This window comes from Pseudomonas sp. BCRC 81390 (assembly GCF_030341915.1).
Classification (GTDB): domain Bacteria; phylum Pseudomonadota; class Gammaproteobacteria; order Pseudomonadales; family Pseudomonadaceae; genus Aquipseudomonas.
In genome coordinates, this window is the sequence record NZ_JATAAG010000002.1 from 43,523 (window position 1) to 67,320 (window position 23,798).

Sequence of the window (23,798 nt, forward strand, 5' to 3'; positions counted from 1 at the left end):
AGCAGAATCAACCTTTTCGACGGGTCCGGCGCTAGAATAGCCAGAATCATTGACGACAAAGGGACAAGGTTATCATGCGTACACTCAATCGCCTGTTACTGCTCGGTCTGTTGGCAACCATGCCTGTCGTCACCCTGGCGGCGGAAGACGCCCCCTCGGCCGATCCCGAGGTGACCATTCGCACGGAAGGCGACAAAACCATCCAGGAGTACCGGCAGAACGGGTTCCTGTATGCGATCAAGATCACGCCGAAAAACGGCAAGCCTTATTTCCTGGTACGCGCCGATGGCTCTGATGGCAATTTCATTCGATCCGACCAGCCGGACATGCTGATTCCGTCCTGGAAGATCTTCGAGTGGTAATCTGACGCGCACCGTTCACATCAACCTGGCACTTCCCGGCGGAAGTGCCCGTATGGGCAACCTTTCATCATGTCAGTCTTCACCCCCGTGACCCGGCCTGAGCTGGAAACCTTTCTGGCGCCGTACGAGCTGGGCCGCCTGCTCGACTTCCAGGGCATCGCCGCCGGCACCGAGAACAGCAATTTCTTCGTCAGCCTCGAACAGGGGGAGTTCGTCCTGACGCTGATCGAGCGCGGGCCCAGCGAGGACATGCCGTTCTTCATCGAGCTGCTCGACACCCTGCACGCCGCCGACATGCCTGTGCCCTATGCGATACGGGACCGCCACGGCAACGGCCTGCGTGAACTGTGTGGCAAGCCGGCACTGCTGCAGCCACGGCTGTCGGGCAAGCACATCAAGGTACCGAATGCCCAGCACTGCGCCCAGGTAGGCGAATTGCTGGCGCACATTCACCTGGCTACCCGCGAGCACATCATCGAGCGCCGTACCGACCGTGGCCTGGACTGGATGCTGGCCTCAGGTGCCGAACTGCTGCCGCGCCTGACCGCCGAGCAAGCCGCGCTGCTGCAACCGGCACTGGCTGAAATCCGTGCACACAAGGCGCAGATTCTGGCCTTGCCACGCGCCAACCTGCATGCCGACCTGTTCCGCGACAACGTGATGTTCGAAGGCACCCACCTGACTGGTGTGATCGACTTCTACAATGCCTGTTCCGGGCCGATGCTGTACGACATCGCCATCACCGTGAACGACTGGTGCCTGGATGAGCACGGCGCTGTGGATGTACCGCGCGCCCAGGCGCTGCTGGCCGCATACGCGGCGTTGCGGCCGTTTACCGCTGCCGAGGCTGAGCTGTGGCCGGAAATGTTGCGGGTAGGGTGCGTGCGCTTCTGGCTGTCGCGCCTGATTGCCGCCGAGTCGTTTGCCGGAATGGATGTGATGATTCACGACCCGAGCGAGTTCGAAGTGCGCCTCGCGCAGCGCCAGCAAGTGACCTTGCACCTGCCATTCGCCCTCTAGACCGCGCCGGCTGCTTCGCGGGCATGCTCGCGAAGCAGCCGGCGCAGGCTTACAGCTGTTCCAGGCACCCGGCCAGGTCGCCCCCCAGCTTTTCCAGCAAACGCTCATAACCCTTGCCATCCACCGGGTCGCTACCGCCCAGGGCATCCAGCTCGGCCAGGCGCACCGGCAGGCCGGCAACCAGCGTCTCGGCCAGGCGTGGCCGCAACGGCGGTTCGCTGAACACACAGGTCTTGCCTACTTCCTGCAGGCGCTTGCGCATGGCGGCCACGTGCTGCGCGCCGGGCTGCACCTCGGCTGCCACGGTGAACACCCCGGTGTGCTTCAGGCCGTACTCGGCTTCGAAATAATCGAACGCTTCGTGGAACACGAAGTACGGCTTGCCGGCAATACCGGCCACCCGCGCCTTGATCCGCCCGTCCAGAGCGTCCAGGCGTTCATCGAAGGCCTTCAGGTTGCTTTGGTAGCGCGCGGCATTGGCCGGGTCGACCTGCGCCAAATCCGCAGCCATTTTCGCAGCGATTACCCGTGCGTTGACCGACGATAGCCACAAGTGCGCGTCCAGGCTGCCTGGGCGGTGGTCGTGGTCATGGTCGTCGTGGTCTTCCTCTTCATGAGACTGGCTGTCCTCGCCAAAATGACGCAGCTTCATGCCCGGCAGCGACTGTACGGCCACTGTGGGCTTGCTGCGATTGCCCAACACCCGTGGCAGGAAGTTCTCCATGTCCGGGCCGATCCAGTACAGCAGGTCGGCGTCCGCCACCCGTCGAACATCCGAAGGGCGCAGTGCATAGTGGTGCGGCGATGCCCCCGGCGGCAGCAAAGCCTCAGGGCTGCCGAGCCCCTCCTGCACCGCGGCGGCAATCTGCTGCAGCGGCTTGATCGTGGTCAGCACGCGCACGTCGGCCTGGGCGGAAAATGCGATGAAAGCGACAAACAGGGCTAGTAATCGGGACACGGTGAGTACTCGATTCGTCAGAAACAGGTAACATAATAACGTCTCCATCCAGAACCGTCGCTGCCCATGTCCATCACGCCGCTGGCCAACCGTCCTCACGACCACTCCCATTGCGTCCACAGCGCACTGGCTGAAGCCGATGCCTTGTGCACCCGCCAGGGCCTGCGCCTGACCGCGCTGCGCCGCCGCGTGCTGGAACTGGTGTGGCAAAGCCACAAGCCGCTGGGTGCCTACGACATCCTCGCCGTGCTCAGCGAGCAGGATGGCCGCCGCGCCGCACCACCCACGGTGTACCGTGCGCTGGATTTCCTCTTGGAAAACGGCCTGGTGCACCGCATAGCCTCGCTCAACGCCTTCATCGGCTGCAGCCACCCCGAGCACGTGCATCAGGGCCAGTTCCTGATCTGTAGGGCTTGCCATGTGGCCATCGAGCTGGAGCAGGACAGCATCAGCCAAGCCATCGTCGACAGCGCCAAAGGCGTAAGCTTCACGGTCGAGAGCCAGACCGTGGAAGTGGTCGGCCTGTGCGGCAACTGCCGGAGCGCGGCATGAGCGATGCACTGATCCGCCTGGAGCAGGTCGGCGTCACCTTCGGCGGCGAGGCGGTGCTCGACAGCATCGACCTGTCGGTCGCGCCCGGCCAGATCGTTACCCTGATCGGCCCGAACGGCGCGGGCAAGACCACCCTGGTGCGTGCCGTGCTCGGTTTGCTCAAGCCGCATCATGGCAAGGTATGGCGCAAGCCGAAGCTGCGCATCGGCTACATGCCGCAGAAGATTCAGGTGGATGCCACATTGCCGCTGTCGGTGCTGCGCTTCCTGCGCCTGGTTCCCGGGGTAGACCGCGCGGCCGCCTTGTCGGCACTGCAGGAAGTGGGCGCCGAGCAGGTCATCGACAGCCCGATCCAGACCATTTCGGGCGGTGAGATGCAGCGCGTGCTGCTGGCCCGTGCCTTGCTGCGCGAACCCCAGTTACTGGTGCTCGACGAGCCGGTGCAGGGCGTCGACGTGGTCGGCCAGGCCGAGCTGTACAACCTCATTACCCGCTTGCGCGACCGCCACGGCTGTGGCGTGCTGATGGTTTCCCACGACCTGCACCTGGTCATGAGCGCCACCGACCAGGTGGTGTGCCTGAACCGCCACGTCTGCTGTTCAGGCCACCCCGAGCAAGTCAGCGGCGACCCGGCATTCGTCGAGCTGTTCGGCCAGGCCGCAGCACCCAGCCTGGCCATCTACCACCATCATCACGACCACAGCCACGACCTGCACGGCTCGGTGGTCGCCCCTGGCACCCATGTTCACGGAGCGCACTGCAAGCATGGCTGATTTTCTTCTCTACGCCCTGCTTGCCGGTTTGTCCCTGGCGCTGGTGGCCGGCCCGCTGGGCTCCTTCGTGGTGTGGCGGCGCATGGCCTATTTTGGCGACACACTGTCCCACGCCGCCCTGCTCGGTGTAGCCCTCGGCTTTGCCCTTGACGTCAGCCCGGCGCTGGCGGTGACCGTGGGCTGCCTGTTGCTGGCGATCCTGCTGGTCACCTTGCAGCAACGCCAGCCGCTGGCCTCCGACACCCTGCTCGGCATCCTCGCCCCCAGCACCCTGTCGCTGGGCCTTGTGGTGCTGAGCTTCATGCATGACGTGCGCATCGACCTGATGGCCTACCTGTTCGGCGACCTGCTGGCCATCAGCACCACCGACCTGGCCTGGATCCTCGGCGGCAGCGTGCTGGTCCTGGCGCTGCTCGCCATGCTCTGGCGGCCGCTACTGGCCATCACCGTGCACGAAGAGCTGGCCATGGTCGAAGGCCTGCCCGTAGCCGGTCTGCGCATGGCGCTGATGCTGCTGATCGCGGTAGTGATCGCCGTGGCCATGAAGATCGTCGGCGTGTTGCTGATCACCTCGCTGCTGATCATTCCCGCCGCTGCGGCACAGCGCCACGCCCGCTCCCCGGAGCAGATGGCCCTCGGCGCGAGCCTGCTGGGCGTGACTGCGGTATGCGGTGGCCTGGCCATGTCCTGGTTCAAGGATACCCCTGCCGGCCCGTCGATCGTGGTTTGTGCGGCGGTGCTATTCTTGCTGAGCCTGGCCCTGCCTAAACGCTGAAAAACAGGGCGTGTATAGGCGCGCCCTGCAACCTTTTCGCACGTAAAGGGTCTGTAAGACTTGTTTTCGAGCGTGCGCACCTGGGTGTAGACTTGCTCGCTTTTTGCGCAAATAGAGAGTCGCAGGAATGAAGCCGTTCGCCTCCCGTTATCTGCTTGTTGCCGCGTTTTCCCTGTTCCTGGCTGCCTGTTCCAGCGCGCCGGTCGAACAGGCCGCCGTACCTGCCCAAGCCGATGCCTGGCAGCAGTTGCAACAGAACATCGCCAGCAACGAGCTGGCAACCGCCGAAGACCAGCTGGCCGCTTTGCAGGCCCAGTCGCCGAATGACGCGCGCCTGGAGCAATACCAGCGCCAGTTGGCCGAAGCCTACCTGCAGCGCAGCCAGGTGTTCCTGCAAAAAGGCGATGTGAACGCTGCGGCCACCGCCCTGGCCCGCGCCCGCGCGCTGATGCCGCAGGCCCCGGCAGTCACCGGTGGCGATGCCGTTACCCAGGCCCGCAAAGCCGAGCTGGAGAAAGCCGAGGCAGCGTTGAAGGCCGCCGAAGCCAAGCCCAAGGCACGCATCATCGACCCGGCCGCCCCCAGCACTGTAGTGGCCTTGAAGACGACCGACAGCCGCGCCATGCGCCGCCAGCTGGATGATATCGCCGCCGACGTGGTCAGCTACCAGTGTGACGTGGTGTTCCAGGTGCCGCGTACCGAGGATGGGCCTTGGCTGAAGACCCTGCTGGAGAAGCGCGTACGCAAGATCGACAGCGGGTTCGAGCTGAAGCAGAAGCATGAAATCCAGCGCGCGCTGCCGGCGCAAGTGGTTCTGGTTCCACATCAGCGTTGAAAAGCAGGGGCGCTTCACGCCCCTTTCGCGACACAAGGCCGCTCCTGCAGAGCAACGCGATCCTCTATAAGGACCGGCCTTGTGCCGCGATAGTCTGCACAGCGTCAGGCCGGTACAGCCTCTGCAGCCGCCTCTCGCTCCCACACCCGATGCCCCTCGACCGCTTTGACAAAGGCGTCCACCGCGCTCTGGTCATCCCCTAGCAGCAAGCCCTTGTCTACCTTGAGGCCCAGGCTGCCAGAAAGCTCCCTGGTCAGCACCATGGCCTTCAGATGCTTGTAACCCTCGAGCAGGAAATGCTTGGCCAGCCCGCTGGCCGCAAGCGCATCGGTCGAGGCTTTGCCACCCGGTACGACAATCCCATCGAACATGATCGATGGCATGCCTTCCATCGAAGCTGCAACCGGCAACTGCGTGCCATCCGCCGCTTTCACCGGCGCGGAAGTCGGCCCCAGCAGCAGCGGCCGGGCACTGTGCGCCTCCAGCGCCTTCACCAGCCGGTCGACACTACCGGCGTCCACGCCATCCGCCACCAGTACTGCGATCTTGCGCCCCTTGATACCGACCACACCGGGGTGATTCAGCTGGCTCAGCGCGGGCGACTGAGCCAGCTGGCTGCCCTTCACCTGCACGGTACCCGCCGTCGGTGCGGGCAGGCCGAGGTTTGCCGCCACCGCCGCCGCCAGTTTCAGGTCGATGTTGGCCAGGATTTCGTTCACTTCCCGCGCCCGGATCGCCTCACGCTCGACCTTGCCCAGCTCGAAGCTGTAGGCCTTGATGATGTGCTGCTGCTCGGTCGGGCTCATGCTCTGGAAGAACAGCCGCGCCTGGGAAAAATGGTCGCCGAACGATTCGCTGCGCTGGCGAATCTTGTGGGCGTCAATGCGCTCCTGGTAACTCTCGAAGCCGCCATCCTGCGCAGCAGGCGGGGTTTCTTTCGGCCAGCCGCCATCGATGGAGTTTGGCTCGTACGAGGCGCGCCCCTTGTGCACCACATGCTGGTGCAAGGCATCGCGCTGGTTGTTGTGGTTGGGGGCAACCGGGCGGTTGATCGGGATCTGGTGGAAATTCGGCCCGCCCAGGCGGCTGAGCTGGGTGTCGGTGTAGGAGAACAGCCGGCCCTGCAGCAATGGGTCATTGGTGAAGTCGATACCAGGCACGATATGGCCCGGGCAGAACGCCACCTGTTCCACCTCGGCAAAGAAGTTGTCCGGGTTGCGGTTCAGCACCATCTTGCCCAGCGGCGTAACCGGGACCAGTTCTTCCGGGATGATCTTGGTCGGATCCAACAAGTCGAAGTCGAACTTGTGCTCGTCGGCCTCCGGCACGATCTGCACGCCCAGTTCCCACTCCGGGTAGTCGCCCGTCTCGATGGCTTCCCACAGGTCGCGGCGCTGGAAGTCGGGGTCTTTCCCGGCCAGCTTCTGCGCTTCGTCCCAGAGCAGCGAATGCACGCCCTGACGCGGTTTCCAGTGGAACTTGACGAAACTGGCCACGCCCTGGTCATTGATCAGGCGGAAGGTATGCACGCCGAACCCTTCCATCATCCGCAGGCTGCGCGGAATCGCGCGGTCCGACATTGCCCACATCACCATATGGGCCGACTCCGGTACCAGCGAGACGAAATCCCAGAAGGTGTCGTGGGCCGAGGCTCCGGTGGGAATCTCGTTGTGCGGCTCCGGCTTCACGGCGTGAACGAAATCCGGGAACTTGATCGCATCCTGGATGAAGAACACCGGCATGTTGTTGCCTACCAGGTCGAAGTTGCCTTCATCGGTGTAAAACTTCACCGCAAAACCGCGCACGTCACGCACCGTGTCGGCCGACCCCCGCGGGCCCTGTACCGTGGAAAAGCGCACGAAAACGGGGGTGATTCTTGCTGGGTCGCGCAAGAAGCCTGCCTTGGTCAGCGCTGCGTGATCGCCATAGCTCTGGAAATAGCCATGCGCACCGGTGCCCCGGGCATGCACGATACGCTCCGGAATACGCTCGTGGTCGAAGTGGGTGATCTTCTCGCGCATGATGAAATCTTCGAGCAGCGAGGGGCCACGGTCGCCAGCCTTCAGGGTGTTCTGGTTGTCGGCGATGCGCACGCCCTGGTTGGTACGCAGCGCCTGGCCAGTGGCGTCGCTGCGCACGTCTTCCAGGCTTTGCAGCTTGGCATTGGTATTGGCACGGTCAGGCGTGTCGGTGCCGGCGAGCTGGCTGTGTCTTGGCGAATCCGTCTTCTTGCTGGGCATCGTTGGCTCTCCTCATCCGTCTTCAGGCCGCCCTTCAGGGCATGTTCAAGTAGTGACTGGAGGCCGCTTGGTTGCGTTCAATTGACTTTACCGGTTGTCGCGATATGCCCGAAGGATTGGTGCAATACGAAATAAATGCTAAGAACAGTTATTGGAAAAGGCTAAAATGCGCGACCCCAGCCAACCGCTGACCCCAAATTCCATGCGCCCCACAAGGTTCGCTACGTGATCGAGTTCCAACAGGTACACAAGACCTACCGCGTTGCCGGTAGGGAAATTCCCGCACTGAATCCGACCACCCTGACCATCGAGAATGGCCAGGTGTTCGGCCTGATCGGCCATTCCGGCGCCGGCAAGAGCACTATGCTGCGCCTGATCAACCGCCTGGAAGAGCCTTCCGGCGGCAAGATCATCGTCGACGGCGAAGACGTCACCGCGTTCAACGCCAGCCAGTTGCGCGGCTTCCGCCAGCAGGTCGGGATGATTTTCCAGCACTTCAACCTGCTGGCCTCCAAGACTGTCGCCGACAACGTCGGCCTGCCGCTGACCCTGGCGGGCGAACTGTCGCGCAGCGAGATCGACAAGCGGGTCACCGAGCTGCTGGCCCGGGTCGGCCTTTCCGACCACGCCAGGAAGTACCCGGCGCAGTTATCCGGCGGCCAGAAGCAACGCGTCGGCATCGCCCGCGCCTTGTCCACCAACCCGAAGATCTTGTTGTGCGACGAGGCCACCAGCGCCCTCGACCCCCAGACCACGGCCTCGGTCCTGCAATTGCTGGCCGAGATCAACCGCGAGCTGAAGCTGACCATCGTACTGATCACCCACGAAATGGACGTGATCCGCCGGGTCTGCGACCGCGTGGCGGTGATGGATGCCGGCCAGATCGTCGAGCAAGGCCCGGTAGCCGAGGTGTTCCTGCACCCGCAGCACCCCACCACCAAGCGTTTCGTCCAGGAAGACGAGCAGGTCGACGAGGGCGAGCAACGCGACGACTTCGCCCATGTGCCAGGACGCATCGTACGCCTGACCTTCCAGGGCGACGCTACCTACGCGCCGCTGCTGGGCACCGTCGCCCGCAAGACCGGCGTGGACTACAGCATCCTCGCCGGGCGCATCGACCGCATCAAGGACGTGCCCTATGGCCAGCTGACCCTCGCCCTGATCGGCGGTGACATGGAAGCGGCGTTCACCCGCTTCAAGGCAGCTGACGTACATATGGAGGTACTGCGTTGATGGACGCCCTGAATTTCTTCGCCAACGTCGACTGGGCCGAAATCTGGCTGGCCACCGTCGATACCCTGATCATGCTGTTCGGCTCGCTGTTCTTCACCGTGCTGCTGGGCTTGCCGCTGGGCGTGCTGCTGTTCCTCTGCGGGCCCAGGCAGATGTTCGAACAGAAGGGCGTTTATGCGTTGCTGTCGCTGGTCGTGAACATCCTGCGTTCGCTGCCCTTCATCATCCTGTTGATCGTGATGATCCCGATCACCGTGCTGATCACCGGCACTTCGCTGGGCGTCGCGGGTGCCATCCCGCCGCTGGTCGTCGGTGCCACACCGTTCTTCGCGCGCCTGGTGGAAACCGCCCTGCGTGAAGTAGACCGCGGCATCATCGAAGCCACCCAGTCGATGGGCGCCACCACCCGCCAGATCATCACCAACGCATTGCTGCCGGAGGCCCGCCCAGGCATCTTCGCGGCCATTACCGTGACCGCCATCACCTTGGTGTCGTACACCGCCATGGCCGGTGTGGTGGGTGCCGGCGGCCTGGGCGACCTGGCCATCCGCTTCGGTTACCAGCGTTTCCAGACCGATGTGATGGTGGTAACCGTGATCCTGCTGCTGGTACTGGTTCAAGTACTGCAAAGCGTGGGCGACAAACTGGTCGTGCATTTTTCCCGTAAATAACCCCAGGGGTCGGCCAGGCCGACCCGTTCGGGGGCCGTCGCGGCCCTCACAAGGAGTGCTCCATGAAGAAGCTGCTTGCTGTTGTCGCCGCTGTCGCGGCCTTCTCGGCCCACGCCGAGACCCTGACCGTCGCCGCCACCCCGGTGCCACACGCCGAGATCCTCAACTTCGTCAAACCTGCCCTGGCAAAAGAGGGCGTGGAGCTGAAGGTCAAGGAATTCACCGATTACATCCAGCCCAACGTGCAAGTGGCGGAAAAGCGCCTGGATGCCAACTTCTTCCAGCACCAGCCGTACCTGGATGAATTCAACAAGGCCAAGGGCACCCAGCTGGTCAGCGTGACTGGCGTGCACATCGAACCACTGGGCGTGTACTCGGCCAAGGTCAAGAAGCTGGACGAGCTGTCCGCCGGCGCCACCGTGGTCATCCCCAACGACGCTACCAATGGTGGCCGCGCCCTGCTGCTGCTGGACAAGGCCGGCGTGATCAAGCTCAAGGACAACAAGAACATCCTGTCCACCGTGAAGGATGTTGCCGAGAACCCGAAAGGCCTGAAATTCCGTGAGCTGGAAGCCGCCACCATCCCACGCGTGCTGACCCAGGTCGATGCTGCCCTGATCAACACCAACTATGCGCTGGAAGCCAAGCTGAACCCGGAAAAAGACGCGCTGGTGATCGAAGGCAGCGACTCGCCGTACGTGAACATCCTGGTCGCCCGCCCGGACAACAAGGACTCGGATGCGATGAAGAAGCTGGCCGCGGCGCTGCACTCGCCTGAGGTCAAGCAGTTCATCAACGAGAAGTACAAGGGCGCTGTGGTACCGGCGTTCTAAGCCGTCACATCGCGCTGGACTTTTCGCGGGTAAACCCGCTCCCACAGGGATAGCGCAAGGCTCACGGCCTACGCTGTACCTGTGGAAGCGGGTTTACCCGCGGAGCTTTTGGGGCCAACTCAATCCCGCTTGACCAGCCCCGGCAACTGCGCCACCAGCTTCTGGTTGTTGAACGGTGCCCGAATGAACCCGCGCTGGCGCCCGTCCGGCCCCACTACCGCCAGGTTGCCGCTGTGGTCCACGGTGTAGCCTGGCTTGCTGGTATCCGCCGGAATGAACGGAATGCTCAAGGCATTGGCCAGCTTCTGGGTATCCTCGATCGACCCCGCCACGCCGACGAAGTCCCTGTCGAAATAACCCAGGTACTGTTTCAGCTGGTTCGGTGTGTCACGGTTCGGGTCCACGCTCACCAGCACCACCTGCAGCCGATCGACCGCCTCCTTGGGCAGCTCGCTCTTGACCTGGCGCAGCTGTGCCAAGGTGGTCGGGCAGATATCCGGGCAATACGTGTAGCCAAAGAACAGCAGCGACCATTTGCCCTTCAGGTCATCCAGGCGCACCGGCTGGCCTTCCTGGTTGGTCATGGTGACGTCGGCCACGGCACGGCTTTGCGGCAGCAGGATGATGCCGGCATCGATCAGCTCGGTCGGGTTGGGCTGGCCGCGGCCATTGAGCACCTTGTTGACGGTCAGGCCCAGAATCAGCGCGACCAGGGCAACGAGGATGAAGACGGTTTTCTGGGTTCGGGTCATAGGTTCAGCAACAGGTAGTGGTCAACGAGCAACGCGATGAACAGCGCGAACAGGTAGCCGATAGAGTACTTGAAGGTGCCGATCGCTGCGTGCGGCCGGCTGCCACGGTACAACACCCAGGCCCATTGCAGGAAGCGCGCACCCAGCAGGACGGCACAGGCCAGGTACAGCGGGCCACTCATGTGAATGACGTAGGGCAGCAGGGTGATCGCCAGCAGCACCAGGGTGTAGAGCAGGATATGCAGCTTGGTGTAGCGCTCGCCGTGGGTCACCGGCAGCATCGGGATGTCGGCCTTGGCGTATTCCGCCTTGCGGTGAATGGCCAGGGCCCAGAAATGCGGTGGCGTCCAGGCAAAGATGATCAGCACCAGCAACAGCGGTTCGGCACTGACATGCCCGGTGACCGCGACCCAGCCAAGCAGCGGCGGGGCGGCCCCGGCCAGGCCGCCGATGACGATGTTCTGGGGCGTGGCACGCTTGAGAAAGCCGGTATAGATCACCGCATAGCCCACCAGCGAAGCCAGGGTCAGCCAGGCCGTGAGGGGGTTGGTGAACACCAGCAACAAGGCCATGCCCGCCAGCGCCAGGCCCAAGGCAAACAGCAGCGCCGGTAGCGGCTCGACGCGCCCTTGGGCCAGAGGGCGCTTGTGGGTGCGCGCCATCAGGGCATCGATACGCCGGTCCACGACGTGATTGACCACCGCCGCCCCGCCCGCGCACAAGCCGATACCCAGGTTGCCGAACATCAGCACCTGCCAGGCCACCCCGGCACGGGTGGCGAGCAACATGCCCACCAGCGAGGTGATCAGCATCAGCACCACCACCTTGGGCTTGGTCAGTTCCAGGTAGTCGCGCCAGCCGGCACGTTGTCCCTGTGCTTTCAGAAGCGTCGCCACAGTGCATTCCTCGGGTGTGGGGCGACGCCCGCGCCGGCCATCGGCGTCAGGCGCCAGCCATGGCTGATATGAATTTGGTCAGCCACCCGGATGCGGTAGTTCAGGAAAACCATGGTCAGCAGCAGCAGCGCCCCGCCAGCGTTGTGAGCCACGGCGACGGCCAGTGGCAGGTGCAGTACCACATTGGCCAGGCCCAGGCTCACCTGTAGCGCCAACGCCAGCAACACCAGGCGCGCCAGGCCATTGAGCTGGTTGCGGTGCAGCTTCCAGCTGAGCAGCAACAGCACAAGCGTCACTGCCAGCGCTCCCAGGCGGTGGCTGATGTGGATAGCGGTGCGAGCGTCGCTGTCGAGCTGGCCGCCCAGGTAATTCGGGCCGACCTGCTGGGTCAGGTGAAAGCCATTGCTGAAGTCGGCTGCCGGCCACCACTCACCGTGACAGGTCGGCAAGTCGATGCAGGCCACGGCGGCGTAATTGGAACTGACCCAACCACCAAGGGCGACCTGGCCAATCACTACCAGCAACGCCAGCGCAGCGACCCGGCGAAGGCTCAGCGGCAATTTTGGCAAAGGCGCAAATGCCCGGGACAGACGCAGGGACAACAGGAACAGCAAGCTCAGCGTGGTAAAGCCGCCCAACAGGTGTGCAGTTACCACTTGCGGCCAGAGTTGCAGGGTAACGGTCCACATGCCGAAAGCGGCCTGGGCCAGCACCACACCCAGCAGCAGCAAGGGCAGACGATAAGGCTGGCCATCGCGGGCATGACGGCGCAGTGCCTGGAAGGCGAGCAGGGCGATGACCACTGCCAGCGTGCCGGCGAAGTAGCGATGCACCATTTCCGCCCATCCCTTGGCAGCTTCCACGGGGTGATCGGGAAAATGCAGCTCGGCATGGGCCAGCTGCGCTTCGCTCTTGGGCACGCCGATGAAACCATAACAGCCTGGCCAGTCTGGGCAACCGAGCCCTGCGTGTGTCAGGCGGGTATAGGCACCAAGCAGGACGACCAGCAGTGCCAGCAAGGTGGCGAACACAGCAAGGCGGAATCCGGGTCTGGCCATGGCAGGCTCCTAGCCGATGTTGGACAGCTTGAGCAGGTGGCGCAGGTCGTCCAGCACATGCTTGCCGTTGACCTTGGCGTCGTAGCGCAGCACCAGGTTGCCGTGCGGGTCGACGATCCACAGCTGCGGGCCGGCCTCGCCGACCTTCTGCAGGTAGCGTTGCGCATCCAGTGGGTAACGCTGCAATTGTGGATACTCGCGGCCAAGCAGCGCCTGGTAATCGGCGCTCAGCGGCTGGGCGCTGGCCAGCGCATGGCTGGCACGGCTGGCGTCACGGCCCAGGCCCACCTGGATCTGCCGGGCCAGGTACACCAGGCGCTCGCAATCTTCGGCACAGGCTTCGGGGGCGCTTACCAGCAATTGCCAGCGCTGGTCCTGGCCCGCCACGCCAAGATCGGCACGGCTTTCACCGTTGCCAATCATCACGCCGTGGTAGCTGCGACCCTCCGGCACCCAGAACTTGAGCTTGTACATGCTGGTGGCAAGGATCATCGGCCCGAGCACCACCAGGAGGATCAGGATCAGCTGCAAACGCCCACGGGCTCTGGGCTTGCTGCGTTCAGGCACGTCCAGCGGAGTGGCGGTGGCCATGGCGTTTCTCCTTGTTGTGGTGCCAGCCGAAGTAGAGGTAAAGCAGCACCAGCGCAGTTGCCAGTGCAAACCATTGCACGGCGTACCCCAGGTGTTTTTCCGGGCCCATGGCGACAACTGGCCAGTCCAGGCGATAGGCTGCGGGGCCGGGTTCCAGGCGCAGTTCATGGGCGAAGCCTTCGCGATCGAGCTGCTGCCACACTTGAGCGGCATCGACAGCGGTCAGTAAGTGCGGCCACTGGCCGCCTGCCGGGTCCGGGTGCAACTGGAACGTGCTGCCGGGCGTGACATACACCGCAGCATCCAGCGCCAGCGCCTGGGCTGGCGTATCGAAGTGCACCGGCACGCGGCGATCCGGCCATGGCAACCAGCCGCGATTGACCAGCAACCACAGGCCGCTGGCCTGGTCATGGAAGGGTTGCAACAACTCGACACCGGCCCGGCCTTCGCGCAGGCGGTTGTCCAGCAGCACGCTGTGTTCGCCATCGAAGCGGCCATACAGGTGCACGCGGCGGAAGGCGTTGTCCTGGTTCGCGGTCAGCTGGGCCATGGCCAGGGGTGCCTCGGCCCGGCGCTCGGCATAGGTGGCCAGCAGCAGGCGCTTTTCCGTGGCGCGGCCGAGCTGCCAGCAGCCCAGCGCGATCAGCCCCGGCAGTAGCGCAAGCACCACCAGGGTAGGTACCCAGCCCGGGCGAAACGGCCTCATCGGTGCCTCGCCAGGGCGCTCGCTATACTTGTCCACATCACCGCATCCCCCCTGGAGTATCGCCATGCTCAAGGCCGCGATTGTCCTGATGCTGTTGGCCACGATTGCCAGCCTGTTCAGTGGGCTGGTGTTTCTGGTCAAGGACGACGAAAACTCGACCCGCCTGCTGAAGGCGCTGACCGTGCGGGTGACCCTGGCAGCCCTGACCATTGGCCTGGTCGCCTGGGGCTTCATCAGTGGCCAGCTGGTTTCACACGCTCCTTTCTGATCCTACGAGACGCCTTGTAGGAGGGCCTTGCGTCGTGAAGGGCCGTGTAGCGGCCCCAATCCTGCGACGCCGATACCTCTGATAGCCCGCATTGGCAGCCCTTCGCGGCGCAAGGCCGCTCCTACAGGGCCCGCGCCGTCTGTCAAAGCACGTACACAAAGATGAACAGCCCCACCCACACCACGTCGACGAAATGCCAGTACCAGCTGGCGGCTTCGAAACCAAAGTGCTTGTCCGGGTTGAAGTGCCCGCGCAGGATGCGCAGGAACATCACGACCAGGATGATCGTGCCAAGGGTCACGTGGGCCCCGTGGAAGCCGGTCAGCATGAAGAACGTCGCGCCATAGATCCCCGAGCCCAGCGTCAGCCCCAGCTTGGTGTAGGCCTCGTGGTACTCGTAGGCCTGCAGCGCAATGAAGCTGGCACCCAGGACGATGGTCAGCGCCATCCACAATTTCAGCGCACCGCGGTGGTCACGGCGCAGCGCATGGTGGGCAATGGTGATGGTCACGCTGGAGCTCACCAGCAGGATGGTGTTGATCAGCGGCAAGTGCCAGGGGTCGATCACTTCCTTGGGCGGCGGGAACAGCTTCGGGTCCGGTGTGTGCAGCAGCGGCCAGGTGAACTCGAAGGTCGGCCAGAGCATGTGCGCCACCCCTTTGGCTCCTTCACCTCCCAACCACGGCCCGGCCAGCACGCGCACGTAGAACAGCGCGCCGAAGAACGCCAGGAAGAACATCACCTCGGAAAAGATGAACCAGCTCATGCCCCAGCGGAACGAACGGTCCAGCTGCGGGCTGTACAGCCCCGCGCGGCTCTCCCGTACCACCGAGCCGAACCAGCCAAACAACATGTAGGCCAGGAACAATGCACCAACGAAGAAGATCAGCGGCCCGTGCGACTCGGGGTGGCCGGCCTTCATGTCGTTGAACCAGGTACCCAGGCCGAACACGGTGATGAACATGCCGATGGTGGCAATGATTGGCCATTTGCTCTGCGCCGGGACGTAGTAGTGCTCGTGACTTGCCATTGCTGTTCTCCTTCCCTTAACGGGCGCCCTGGACGTCCTGCGCCGCGATATGCGCGACCGGCGGGTGGCGAGCGGTGATGTCGAACAAGGTGTAGGCCAATGTCAGGTGCTTGACGCTGGCCGGCAGGTCGCGGTCGACGATGAAGCGCACCGGCATCTCGATGCGTTCACCGGGCTGCAACACCTGCTGGGTAAAGCAGAAGCACTCGGTCTTGTGGAAGTAGACCGCGGCCTCGGCCGGGGTAATGCTGGGGATGGCCTGAGCACTCATTGGCCGGTCGGTCGGGTTGTGGGCGACGAAAATCATCTGGTTCACCGCGCCCGGGTTGACTTCCAGCTGATCCGCCGTGGAGTAGAAATCCCAGACCATGTCGCCAGCATTGGTCGACAGGAACTGCACCCGCACCGAACGCGTCGGGTCGGCCAGCTGGCTGCCTTCATACTGCCCGCCAGTCTTGCCATTGATGCCGAAGGCCTTGCACATCACGTCGTAGATCGGCACCAGGGCGAAGCCGAAGGCGAACATCACCACCGTCAGCATCAGCAGGCGCAGCACCAGGCGTCTGAGCGAAAGGCCGTTCATGGCAGCGTTCCTATTTCACTTCCGGTGGGGTCTGGAAGGTGTGGTAGGGCGCAGGCGAGGGGATCGACCACTCCAGGCCCTCGGCGCCATCCCAGGGTTTGGCCGACGCCGGCGCGCCGCCACGGATGCACTTGATGACGATGAACAGGAAGAAGATCTGCGTGGCGCCGAACATGAAGGCGCCGATCGACGACACCATGTTGAAGTCGGCGAACTGCAGGTTGTAGTCGGGAATTCGCCGCGGCATGCCGGCCAGCCCTACGAAGTGCATGGGGAAGAACGCCAGGTTCATGCCGATGAACGACAGCCAGAAGTGCAACTTGCCGAGGGTTTCGTCGTACATGTGGCCGGTCCATTTCGGCAGCCAGTAGTAGGCCGAGGCGAAGATCCCGAAAATGGCCCCGGGCACCAGCACGTAGTGGAAGTGCGCCACCACGAAGTAGGTGTCGTGGTACTGGAAGTCGGCCGGCGCGATGGCCAGCATCAACCCGCTGAAGCCGCCGATGGTGAACAGGATGACGAAGGCAATGGCGAACAGCATCGGGGTCTCGAAGGTGAGCGAGCCCTCCCACATGGTGCTGACCCAGTTGAACACCTTCACCCCGGTGGGCACGGCGATCAGCATGGTGGCGTACATGAAGAACAGCTCGCCGACCACCGGGATGCCGACCACGAACATGTGGTGGGCCCAGACGATGAACGACAGGAAGGCGATCGCGCCGGTGGCGTACACCATGGAGGTGTAGCCGAACAGCGGCTTGCGCGAGAACGCCGGGATGATCGAACTGACCGCGCCGAAGGCCGGCAGGATCATGATGTATACCTCGGGGTGGCCGAAGAACCAGAACACGTGCTGGAACAGCACCGGGTCACCGCCACCGGCGGCACTGAAGAAGCTGGTGCCGAAGTGGATGTCCATCAGCATCATGGTCACCACGCCGGCCAACACCGGCATCACGGCAATCAGCAGGAACGCAGTGATCAGCCAGGTCCAGACGAACAGCGGCATCTTCATCAGGGTCATGCCCGGCGCGCGCAGGTTGAGGATGGTGGCGATCACGTTGATCGCGCCCATGATCGAGCTGATACCCATCAGGTGGATGGCGAAGATGAAGAAGGTGACGCTGGCCGGAGCATAGGTAGTGGACAGCGGGGCGTAGAAAGTCCAGCCGAAATTCGGCCCGCCGCCAGGGCTGAACAAGGTCGAGACCAGCAGCAGGAAGGCCGCGGGCAACAACCAGAAACTGAAGTTGTTCATCCGTGGCAGGGCCATGTCGGGGGCACCGATCATCAGCGGGATCATCCAGTTGGCCAGGCCGACGAAAGCCGGCATCACGGCGCCGAACACCATGATCAGGCCGTGCATGGTGGTCATCTGGTTGAAGAACGCCGGTTCCACGATCTGCAACCCGGGCTGGAACAGTTCAGCGCGGATCACCATGGCGAACGAGCCACCGAGCAGGAACATGATGAAGCTGAACCACAGGTACATCGTGCCGATGTCCTTGTGGTTGGTGGTCAGCACCCAGCGCATCAGGCCCTTGGCCGGCCCGTGTGCATGCTCATGGCCGTGGGCGTGGTCGTCGATCACTGCACTCATGTCCTGTCTCCTGCAATCCATTGATTGCCGCGCGTAACCCGGTTCATTGCGCTTCTGCCTGCTTCAATGCCAACACGTCCTTCGGCGTGACCATGTCGCCCTTGTTGTTGCCCCAGGCGTTACGCTCGTAGGTGATCACGGCGGCGATGTCGACTTCCGAAAGCTGCTTGCCGAACGCGGCCATGGCAGTGCCGGGCTTGCCATGGAAGACAATGCCCAGGTGGGCCTCCTTCGGCCCGGTAGCGATCTTCGAGCCCTTGAGCGCCGGGAACATCGGCGGCAAGCCTTGGCCTTCGGCCTGGTGACAGGCCACGCAGGTGGTGTGGTAGACCTTGTCGCCACGCTCCACCAGCTCTTGCAGGGTCCATTCCTTGCTGGTCAGCTCCTTGAGCTTGGCGGCTTCGGCCTTGCGCTCGCCAAGCCAGGTGTCGTAATCGGCCTTGGACTTGACCTCGACCACCACCGGCATGAAGCCATGGTCCTTGCCGCACAGCTCGGTGCACTGGCCGCGGTAGATGCCGGGCTTGTCGATACGGGTCCAGGCTTCGTTGACGAAACCGGGGATGGCATCACGCTTGACCGCGAACGCTGGCACCCACCAGGAGTGGATGACGTCGGCAGCGGTCACCAGGAAGCGCACCTTGGCGCCGACCGGCAGCACCAGCGGCTGGTCGACTTCGAGCAGGTAGTGCTCGTCCTTGGGCGCCTGGTTATGGATCTGGTCGGCAGGGGTGGCCAGGTTGCTGAAGAACTCCACGTCCTGGCCGAGGTATTTGTAGTGCCATTTCCACTGGTAGCCGGTGACCTGTATGTCGATGTCCGACTCACTGGCGTCGTAGATATCGATCAGGGTCTTGGTGGCCGGGATCGCCATCGCCACCAGAATCAGGAATGGGACTACGGTCCAGAGAATCTCCACCCAGGTATGTTCATGGAAATGCGCAGCCTGCTGGCCGGTGGAGCGGCGGTGGATGACCATGGACCAGAACATCGCGCCAAACACTACGACGCCAATGATCACGCAGATCCAGAAGATGGTCATGTGCAGGTCGAAGACGGCGTTGGAGACTTCCGTCGCCCCCGGGTGCATGTTAACGGTCCAGGCAGCGTTGGCCTGACCAAAAACCGACCACAACAGGAGGCCCATCCAGACATGTGGATGTCGCATCATTGCGGGTTCCCCTTCTCGTTCTTGTAGTCCCGGAGGCGTGGCCTGCGGCAAGAGGGAACGGCGGTCAAGACTGCCTGGCTTCGACGACCGAGCCCCTGCTAAAAGCAGTCGGGCCTCATCAACGAATCACGTTCACCGGGAGTATAGACAGCGACCAATGGCACGCAACGACGCCGGTGAAATGAACTTCATGAAATGGCCGAACCCTGCGGAAAACCGCGCGTTTGACAGCGCTTGGCGCGATAATGGCATTTCGATATACCTGAGCATGCGCAGCGTAGCGCCACTTATAACAAATGCGTCTTAGGTATTCTGTATACCGAGCTAATTTAGTGTCTTCCGTTTGAAACGTAATGTCCCTGGAGTTGTCATGAACATCGCTGCTGTACGCGAGCAGGTAAGCCAAGCCCACCAACACGAAGGCCTGACCGGCCAACTGAAAAAGCGTCTCGAGCTGCAACTGCCCCATCTGCACCCCTCGATCCAACTGCCTGAGCAGGACGCCCAGGGTACTTTGGCGCGCTTCGTCAGCGCCTACATCGACCAGGTTCCGGAGTTGCTGGAGGCTGCCCACGAGGTGGCCCGCGAAGCCGGGATCGAATCGCAGATCACCCCGGTATTGAAGATTGCCGAGGCTTACTTCCTGCAGCCGCCCGGCGTGATGCAAGGGCATGTTGGCCTGGACTGCCTGCTGGACGAGGCTTACCTGGCGCACCGCCTGGTGGAAGAGGTCAACGACCTGTACATCCGCCACTTCCAGCAGCCGCTGATTCCGCTCGACACCACCGTTGCCAACCTGATCGCCCACCAGTTGATTGGCGAGGAGTTTGCCAACCAGCTGGACGAGGTGGTGCATCACTCGGTCGACGAAATGCTCGATGACGAAAGCTTTGCCGTGGAATCGGTGGAGGCCTACCGCGAAAAGCTCAGTAGCCCGGAAACCGGCGCAGCCTGGAAGCGCTGGCCATGCCTGTCGCGACAGCTGGGTGTGGAGCTGGGCCAGCCGGCCTGACGCCTTGTAAGCTGTGCCTGCCTCTTCGCGAGCTTGCCCGCGAAGAGGCAGGCACAGCCAATACATATCTTCAGCTTCAGGCCCCAACCCCCGCCGTTGTCCGCAAGCGCCCCTCGATCCGCCGCTTCAACCGGCGCTGCTCGATCAGCAGGCGCGACCCATTGGCGGCGTTGCTGCGCCCCCAGTCCTCCAGCAACTCGAGGCACGAGTGGTCGATATAGCTGAGGTTGCCCAGCGGCACATGCAGGGTGGTCCCCGCCGGCACGGCATCCAGCACCTGGGTCAGCGCCGGCACCTTGAGGAAGGTGGCCGCACCACTGAGCCGCAACTCCATGTGGCCGGCTTCCTCCAGGCTCACCAGGTTGATCTTCAACCGCGCCGCCTTGAACGCCAGCTTCAGCAAGGTCAGGGCAAAGCCCAGCAACACGCCGGTCAGCAAGTCGGTGAAGATAATCGCCAGCGCCGTCGCAGCGTAGGTGAACATCGGCATGCGGCCATAGCGGCCAAGCCCACGAAATGCCTTGAAATCCACCAGCTTGATACCGGTAAACACCAGCACCCCGGCCAGGCTCGCCACCGGGATCTGCTGCAGCACGCTGCTCAGCGCCACGACGAACGCCAGCAGCCACAGCCCATGGAATATCGCCGAAGCCCGGGTCTGTGCGCCGGCCTGGACATTGGCCGAACTGCGCACGATTACCCCGGTCATCGGCAATGCCCCCAACACCCCGCAGAGCATGTTGCCTATGCCCTGGGCCGACAGCTCACGGTCGAAGTCCGAACGCTGGCCACTGTGCATGCGATCGACCGCCGCCGCCGACAACAAGGTTTCGGCACTGGCGATGAAGGCCAGAGCAAATGCGGCGACCAGCAGGGTAGGGTCGGCCAGTTGCATCAAGTCGGCCGGGCGAATCCAGTCGATCGCCTCGGACAGGTCAGCCGGTACCTGCACCCGGTTCACCGGCAAGGCCAGCCACATGCTGATGACCGTCATCGTCGCCACGCCGAGCAATGCGCCCGGGACGAAGCGCAGCCGCTGTGGCCGCAGGCGCTCCCACAGCCACATGATGGCGATGGTGCCAAGGCCCAGCGCACCGGCCTGCCAGCCCGCACCCGCGCTTTCCTGGGGCAGCGCCGCCGCGACGGTCGCCGGGAATTCCAGCAGGTTCTGCAGGCCGGACGGCTGCGGCGCGGTGTCGAACATCACATGCACCTGCGACAGCACGATCAGCACGCCGATCCCTGCCAGCATGCCGTACACCACCGCTGGAGCGGTAACACGGAACCAGCAGCCCAGGCGCAGGCGCCCGGCCAGCAATTGCAGCAGGCCAGCCAGCAGCAGGATCGGCCCGAGCATGGCCATGCCATGCTGGCGCACCAGCTCGAACACCAGCACGGCCAGGCCGGCGGCCGGGCCACTCACCTGTAGCGGCGAGCCAGCGAGGAAGCCCACGACGATGCCGCCGATGATGCCGGTAATCAGGCCCTTGGCCGGCGGCATGCCCGAGGCGATGGCAATACCCATGCACAACGGCAGGGCCACCAGGAAGACCACTACCGATGCCAGCAACTCACGCGGCAGGGCCGCTTTCAACTGTGTAATGTTCACCGTTGTTTCTCCTTTCTCTGTCACACAGCCATTTCCCTGGCTATGGGCACGTTTGCCCCTGACAAGCGCGCAGGCGCAGGCCGCCAGCAGGCATGCCGGCAGGGCAGTCAGGGAATTAAAGGCAGCCGAAGGCCGCGCCACACCCCCGAAGGGTGCAGCCGGCTATCAAGGTTTCAGCAGGCGGATGGGTCGCTTAGTAGCGGCCTCTCGGAGTAGCGCAGGGGACCGGCTCGCCAGCGGCCAGCGGCAGGAAGCTATCGCTGGCGGCGTCGTAGGCTTCGATCTTGCTGGTCTCGATGTCGTAGACCCAGCCATGGATGAACAGCTCACCGGCTGCCAGGCGCGAAGCCACCGAGGGGTGGGTGCGCAGGTGATGCAGCTGGGCGATGACGTTTTCCTTGGTCAGCACCTGCATCGTTTCGTGTTCGCTACCGCACGAGCAGTTGTTCTCGACCACGGTGCGGGCCACTTCGGCGTGGCGCAACCAGGCGGAAACAGTCGGCATCTTGGTCAGCGACTGTGGGTTGAGCACCGCACGCATGGCGCCGCAGTCGGAGTGGCCACAGACGATGATGTGGTGCACTTTCAACGCCAGCACGGCGTACTCGATGGCACTGGAAACGCCGCCGTTCATCTGGCCGTAGGGCGGTACCACGTTGCCGACGTTACGGGTCACGAACAGGTCGCCCGGCGAGCTCTGGGTAATCAGCTCGGGAACGATGCGCGAGTCGGCACAGGTGATGAACATGGCGCGCGGGGTTTGCGCGGTGGCGAGTTTCTTGAACAGCTCTTGCTGCTCGGGGAAAACGTCATGGTGAAAACGCAGGAAGCCGTCGACGATGTGCTTAAGGGCGGCATCGGCGCTCTCCGCGGGGACCTGCGGAATGACCTTGGATGGGTCCTTGACGGGCATGATTCATCCTCTTGACGGTGTGTAGGTAAATCCATTTTACCGGTGAAAGATTCTGGCTATGCAGGGTTTTAGATGACGCGCACGGGCCATAAATCACAGTCGGTGGAGACTGATTTCCTACGCTAGCGGGAAAAACTTAACTGAAACTTAATTCAGAGGCTCTAGAACGCGTGTTCCAGATGAGAGAGGCGGGATCTGGATAATAGCAAAAAACCATCAGCTGCCAAGAGCCATTACTGCAATTATTTGCTTGGATTAGTCGCATTGAAGGCTGGCAATTCGCCCTTTTGGGTACCTAGAACAAGGCCATCTGCCCACCGGGCGGACAAAACGCCGAACAATCCAGCGCTTGCGCTTCCCGCCCCTCAAACTCCAGCCGCTTCATGGCCTTGGCGAAGCGTTGCGCCAGCAACTCGGCAAAAACCCCTTCACCGCGCATTCGTGTGCCGAAGCGGCTGTCGTATAATTCACCGCCACGGCTCTGGCGAATCAGGCTGAGCACGTGGGCCCCTCGCTGCGGGTAATGGTCCTGCAGCCATTGTTCGAACAGCGGCGCCACTTCCAGCGGCAGCCGCAGCATCATGTAGGCCGCACTCTGTGCACCTGCCTCCCGGGCCGCTTCTAGCAGGCGCTCCAGTTCACTGTCATTGATCATCGGAATCATCGGCGAACACAGCACGCCCACCGGCACGCCGGCTTCGCGCAATACGCGAATGGCGCGCAACCTGGCCTTGGGCGAGGCCGCACGGGGCTCGAGTACTCGCTTGAGGTCGTCGTCCAAAGTAGTGAGGCTGATCATTACCCGCGCCAGCCGCTGCCTGGCCATTTCAGCCAGCAGGTCGAGGTCGCGCAGGACAAGCGCGCCCTTGGTGACAATGGTCACCGGATGGCGAAAGCGCAGCAGCACTTCGAGCAGGCGCCGGGTCAACATCTGTTCCCGCTCGATCGGCTGGTACGGGTCGGTATTGGAGCCCAGGTTGATCGGCGAGCATACATAACCCGGCTTGCTCAGTTGTTGCGCAAGTACCTCGGCAGCGTTGGTCTTGGCGATCAGTTTGGTTTCGAAATCCAGGCCGGGCGAAAGGTCCCAGTAGGCATGCGAGGGGCGGGCATAGCAGTAGATGCAGCCGTGCTCGCAACCTCGATAGGGATTGATGGACCGATCGAACGGCAAATCGGGGGAGGTATTATGGCTGATCACCGATTTGGCCGCCTCGACCCGCACCTCGGTGCCCTGGGTTTGCGGCACCTCCTGGTACCAGCCGTCATCCTCCGCCACCGAGTGGCTGGGGGCAAAGCGGTTGTGTGGATTGTGTGCCGTACCGCGGCCCTTAGGCGGTGCTGGGTGAATCATGGC

General features: G+C 63.2%; 25 protein-coding genes. 11 read left to right on the forward strand and 14 right to left on the reverse strand.

Going from position 1 to position 23,798, the window contains the following annotated elements; translation table 11 throughout:
• Nucleotides 1-74 precede the first annotated feature (74 nt).
• Nucleotides 75-362, forward strand: coding sequence for a DUF2782 domain-containing protein (locus QSV36_RS00430; protein ID WP_015268476.1), 288 nt, complete (start codon nucleotides 75-77; stop codon nucleotides 360-362).
• A 69-nt stretch (nucleotides 363-431) separates the two neighbouring features.
• The gene (locus QSV36_RS00435) at nucleotides 432-1,382 is read left to right on the forward strand and encodes a homoserine kinase (protein ID WP_289128869.1); all 951 of its coding nucleotides are present in this window, start codon (nucleotides 432-434) and stop codon (nucleotides 1,380-1,382) included.
• Between the two features lie 49 nt (nucleotides 1,383-1,431).
• Here QSV36_RS00435 and QSV36_RS00440 read toward each other — a convergent pair whose 3' ends face one another.
• Nucleotides 1,432-2,388: a zinc ABC transporter substrate-binding protein gene (locus tag QSV36_RS00440; protein WP_289128871.1), complete on the reverse strand. Its 957-nt coding sequence runs from the start codon at nucleotides 2,386-2,388 to the stop codon at nucleotides 1,432-1,434.
• A gap of 18 nt (nucleotides 2,389-2,406) precedes the next feature.
• Between QSV36_RS00440 and zur the strand changes: the two genes are divergently transcribed.
• From zur to QSV36_RS00460, 4 genes are all read left to right on the forward strand, one after another.
• Nucleotides 2,407-2,892, forward strand: a complete 486-nt coding sequence (gene zur, locus QSV36_RS00445; RefSeq protein WP_289128873.1) for a zinc uptake transcriptional repressor Zur — start codon at nucleotides 2,407-2,409, stop codon at nucleotides 2,890-2,892.
• On the forward strand, nucleotides 2,889-3,665 hold the full coding sequence (gene znuC / locus QSV36_RS00450) for a zinc ABC transporter ATP-binding protein ZnuC (RefSeq protein ID WP_170027669.1): 777 nt from the start codon (nucleotides 2,889-2,891) through the stop codon (nucleotides 3,663-3,665). The genes zur and znuC overlap by 4 nt, the downstream gene beginning before the upstream one ends.
• A complete protein-coding gene (znuB, locus tag QSV36_RS00455; RefSeq protein WP_225779889.1) occupies nucleotides 3,658-4,440 on the forward strand; it encodes a zinc ABC transporter permease subunit ZnuB in 783 nt (260 codons plus the stop codon). The genes znuC and znuB overlap by 8 nt, the downstream gene beginning before the upstream one ends.
• A 127-nt stretch (nucleotides 4,441-4,567) precedes the next feature.
• Entirely contained in the window at nucleotides 4,568-5,275 is a 708-nt protein-coding gene (locus tag QSV36_RS00460) for a PA5502 family lipoprotein (RefSeq protein WP_289128878.1), read from the forward strand.
• Between the two features lie 104 nt (nucleotides 5,276-5,379).
• On the opposite strand, the gene katE is transcribed toward QSV36_RS00460, so the two are convergent.
• The gene (katE, locus tag QSV36_RS00465; protein WP_289128880.1) at nucleotides 5,380-7,515 is read right to left on the reverse strand and encodes a catalase HPII; all 2,136 of its coding nucleotides are present in this window, start codon (nucleotides 7,513-7,515) and stop codon (nucleotides 5,380-5,382) included.
• A gap of 225 nt (nucleotides 7,516-7,740) precedes the next feature.
• On the opposite strand from katE, the gene QSV36_RS00470 reads away from it, so the two are divergent.
• The 3 genes from QSV36_RS00470 to QSV36_RS00480 all read left to right on the forward strand — a co-directional run bounded on the left by QSV36_RS00470 (nucleotide 7,741) and on the right by QSV36_RS00480 (nucleotide 10,252).
• The gene (locus QSV36_RS00470) at nucleotides 7,741-8,748 is read left to right on the forward strand and encodes a methionine ABC transporter ATP-binding protein (RefSeq protein ID WP_289128882.1); all 1,008 of its coding nucleotides are present in this window, start codon (nucleotides 7,741-7,743) and stop codon (nucleotides 8,746-8,748) included.
• Nucleotides 8,748-9,419: a methionine ABC transporter permease gene (locus QSV36_RS00475; protein ID WP_289128884.1), complete on the forward strand. Its 672-nt coding sequence runs from the start codon at nucleotides 8,748-8,750 to the stop codon at nucleotides 9,417-9,419. The genes QSV36_RS00470 and QSV36_RS00475 overlap by 1 nt, the downstream gene beginning before the upstream one ends.
• Nucleotides 9,420-9,481: 62 nt before the next feature.
• Nucleotides 9,482-10,252, forward strand: coding sequence for a MetQ/NlpA family ABC transporter substrate-binding protein (locus QSV36_RS00480; protein ID WP_289128885.1), 771 nt, complete (start codon nucleotides 9,482-9,484; stop codon nucleotides 10,250-10,252).
• 119 nt (nucleotides 10,253-10,371) lie between these two features.
• On the opposite strand, the gene QSV36_RS00485 is transcribed toward QSV36_RS00480, so the two are convergent.
• Genes QSV36_RS00485 through QSV36_RS00505 form a run of 5 tightly spaced genes read right to left on the reverse strand, consistent with a single transcriptional unit; the run spans nucleotide 10,372 to nucleotide 14,255 of the window.
• Nucleotides 10,372-11,004 (reverse strand): SCO family protein, encoded by a 633-nt coding sequence (locus tag QSV36_RS00485; RefSeq protein WP_289128886.1) that lies wholly within the window; start codon nucleotides 11,002-11,004, stop codon nucleotides 10,372-10,374.
• Entirely contained in the window at nucleotides 11,001-11,900 is a 900-nt protein-coding gene (gene cyoE, locus QSV36_RS00490; RefSeq protein WP_289128888.1) for a heme o synthase, read from the reverse strand. Before cyoE ends, QSV36_RS00485 begins: the two co-directional genes overlap by 4 nt.
• Nucleotides 11,885-12,958, reverse strand: coding sequence for a COX15/CtaA family protein (locus QSV36_RS00495; protein WP_289128890.1), 1,074 nt, complete (start codon nucleotides 12,956-12,958; stop codon nucleotides 11,885-11,887). Before QSV36_RS00495 ends, cyoE begins: the two co-directional genes overlap by 16 nt.
• A gap of 9 nt (nucleotides 12,959-12,967) precedes the next feature.
• A complete protein-coding gene (locus QSV36_RS00500) occupies nucleotides 12,968-13,549 on the reverse strand; it encodes a PA_0111/PP_0108 family redox-active disulfide protein (protein WP_289128892.1) in 582 nt (193 codons plus the stop codon).
• Complete coding sequence (locus QSV36_RS00505; protein WP_289129203.1) at nucleotides 13,518-14,255, reverse strand: SURF1 family protein; 738 nt, start codon at nucleotides 14,253-14,255, stop codon at nucleotides 13,518-13,520. The genes QSV36_RS00500 and QSV36_RS00505 overlap by 32 nt, the downstream gene beginning before the upstream one ends.
• 64 nt (nucleotides 14,256-14,319) lie before the next feature.
• Between QSV36_RS00505 and QSV36_RS00510 the strand changes: the two genes are divergently transcribed.
• The gene (locus QSV36_RS00510) at nucleotides 14,320-14,523 is read left to right on the forward strand and encodes a twin transmembrane helix small protein (protein WP_003258925.1); all 204 of its coding nucleotides are present in this window, start codon (nucleotides 14,320-14,322) and stop codon (nucleotides 14,521-14,523) included.
• A 142-nt stretch (nucleotides 14,524-14,665) separates the two neighbouring features.
• On the opposite strand, the gene QSV36_RS00515 is transcribed toward QSV36_RS00510, so the two are convergent.
• From QSV36_RS00515 to coxB, 4 genes are read right to left on the reverse strand one after another with little or no spacing between them, the layout of a single operon-like run.
• Nucleotides 14,666-15,553: a cytochrome c oxidase subunit 3 gene (locus tag QSV36_RS00515; RefSeq protein WP_289128894.1), complete on the reverse strand. Its 888-nt coding sequence runs from the start codon at nucleotides 15,551-15,553 to the stop codon at nucleotides 14,666-14,668.
• Nucleotides 15,554-15,569: 16 nt separating this feature from the next.
• Nucleotides 15,570-16,136 (reverse strand): cytochrome c oxidase assembly protein, encoded by a 567-nt coding sequence (locus QSV36_RS00520; RefSeq protein ID WP_289128896.1) that lies wholly within the window; start codon nucleotides 16,134-16,136, stop codon nucleotides 15,570-15,572.
• A gap of 10 nt (nucleotides 16,137-16,146) precedes the next feature.
• The gene (gene ctaD, locus QSV36_RS00525; RefSeq protein WP_289128897.1) at nucleotides 16,147-17,736 is read right to left on the reverse strand and encodes a cytochrome c oxidase subunit I; all 1,590 of its coding nucleotides are present in this window, start codon (nucleotides 17,734-17,736) and stop codon (nucleotides 16,147-16,149) included.
• A 43-nt stretch (nucleotides 17,737-17,779) separates the two neighbouring features.
• Complete coding sequence (gene coxB, locus QSV36_RS00530; RefSeq protein ID WP_225779876.1) at nucleotides 17,780-18,907, reverse strand: cytochrome c oxidase subunit II; 1,128 nt, start codon at nucleotides 18,905-18,907, stop codon at nucleotides 17,780-17,782.
• 370 nt (nucleotides 18,908-19,277) lie between these two features.
• Here coxB and QSV36_RS00535 point away from each other — a divergent pair, with 370 nt between their 5' ends.
• On the forward strand, nucleotides 19,278-19,919 hold the full coding sequence (locus tag QSV36_RS00535) for a hypothetical protein (protein ID WP_289128899.1): 642 nt from the start codon (nucleotides 19,278-19,280) through the stop codon (nucleotides 19,917-19,919).
• A 76-nt stretch (nucleotides 19,920-19,995) separates the two neighbouring features.
• On the opposite strand, the gene QSV36_RS00540 is transcribed toward QSV36_RS00535, so the two are convergent.
• From QSV36_RS00540 to QSV36_RS00550, 3 genes are all read right to left on the reverse strand, one after another.
• Entirely contained in the window at nucleotides 19,996-21,528 is a 1,533-nt protein-coding gene (locus QSV36_RS00540) for a SulP family inorganic anion transporter (RefSeq protein WP_289128902.1), read from the reverse strand.
• Nucleotides 21,529-21,721: 193 nt separating this feature from the next.
• Nucleotides 21,722-22,441, reverse strand: coding sequence for a carbonic anhydrase (locus tag QSV36_RS00545; RefSeq protein WP_289128904.1), 720 nt, complete (start codon nucleotides 22,439-22,441; stop codon nucleotides 21,722-21,724).
• 295 nt (nucleotides 22,442-22,736) lie between these two features.
• Entirely contained in the window at nucleotides 22,737-23,795 is a 1,059-nt protein-coding gene (locus tag QSV36_RS00550; RefSeq protein ID WP_289128907.1) for a PA0069 family radical SAM protein, read from the reverse strand.
• Nucleotides 23,796-23,798 lie beyond the last annotated feature (3 nt).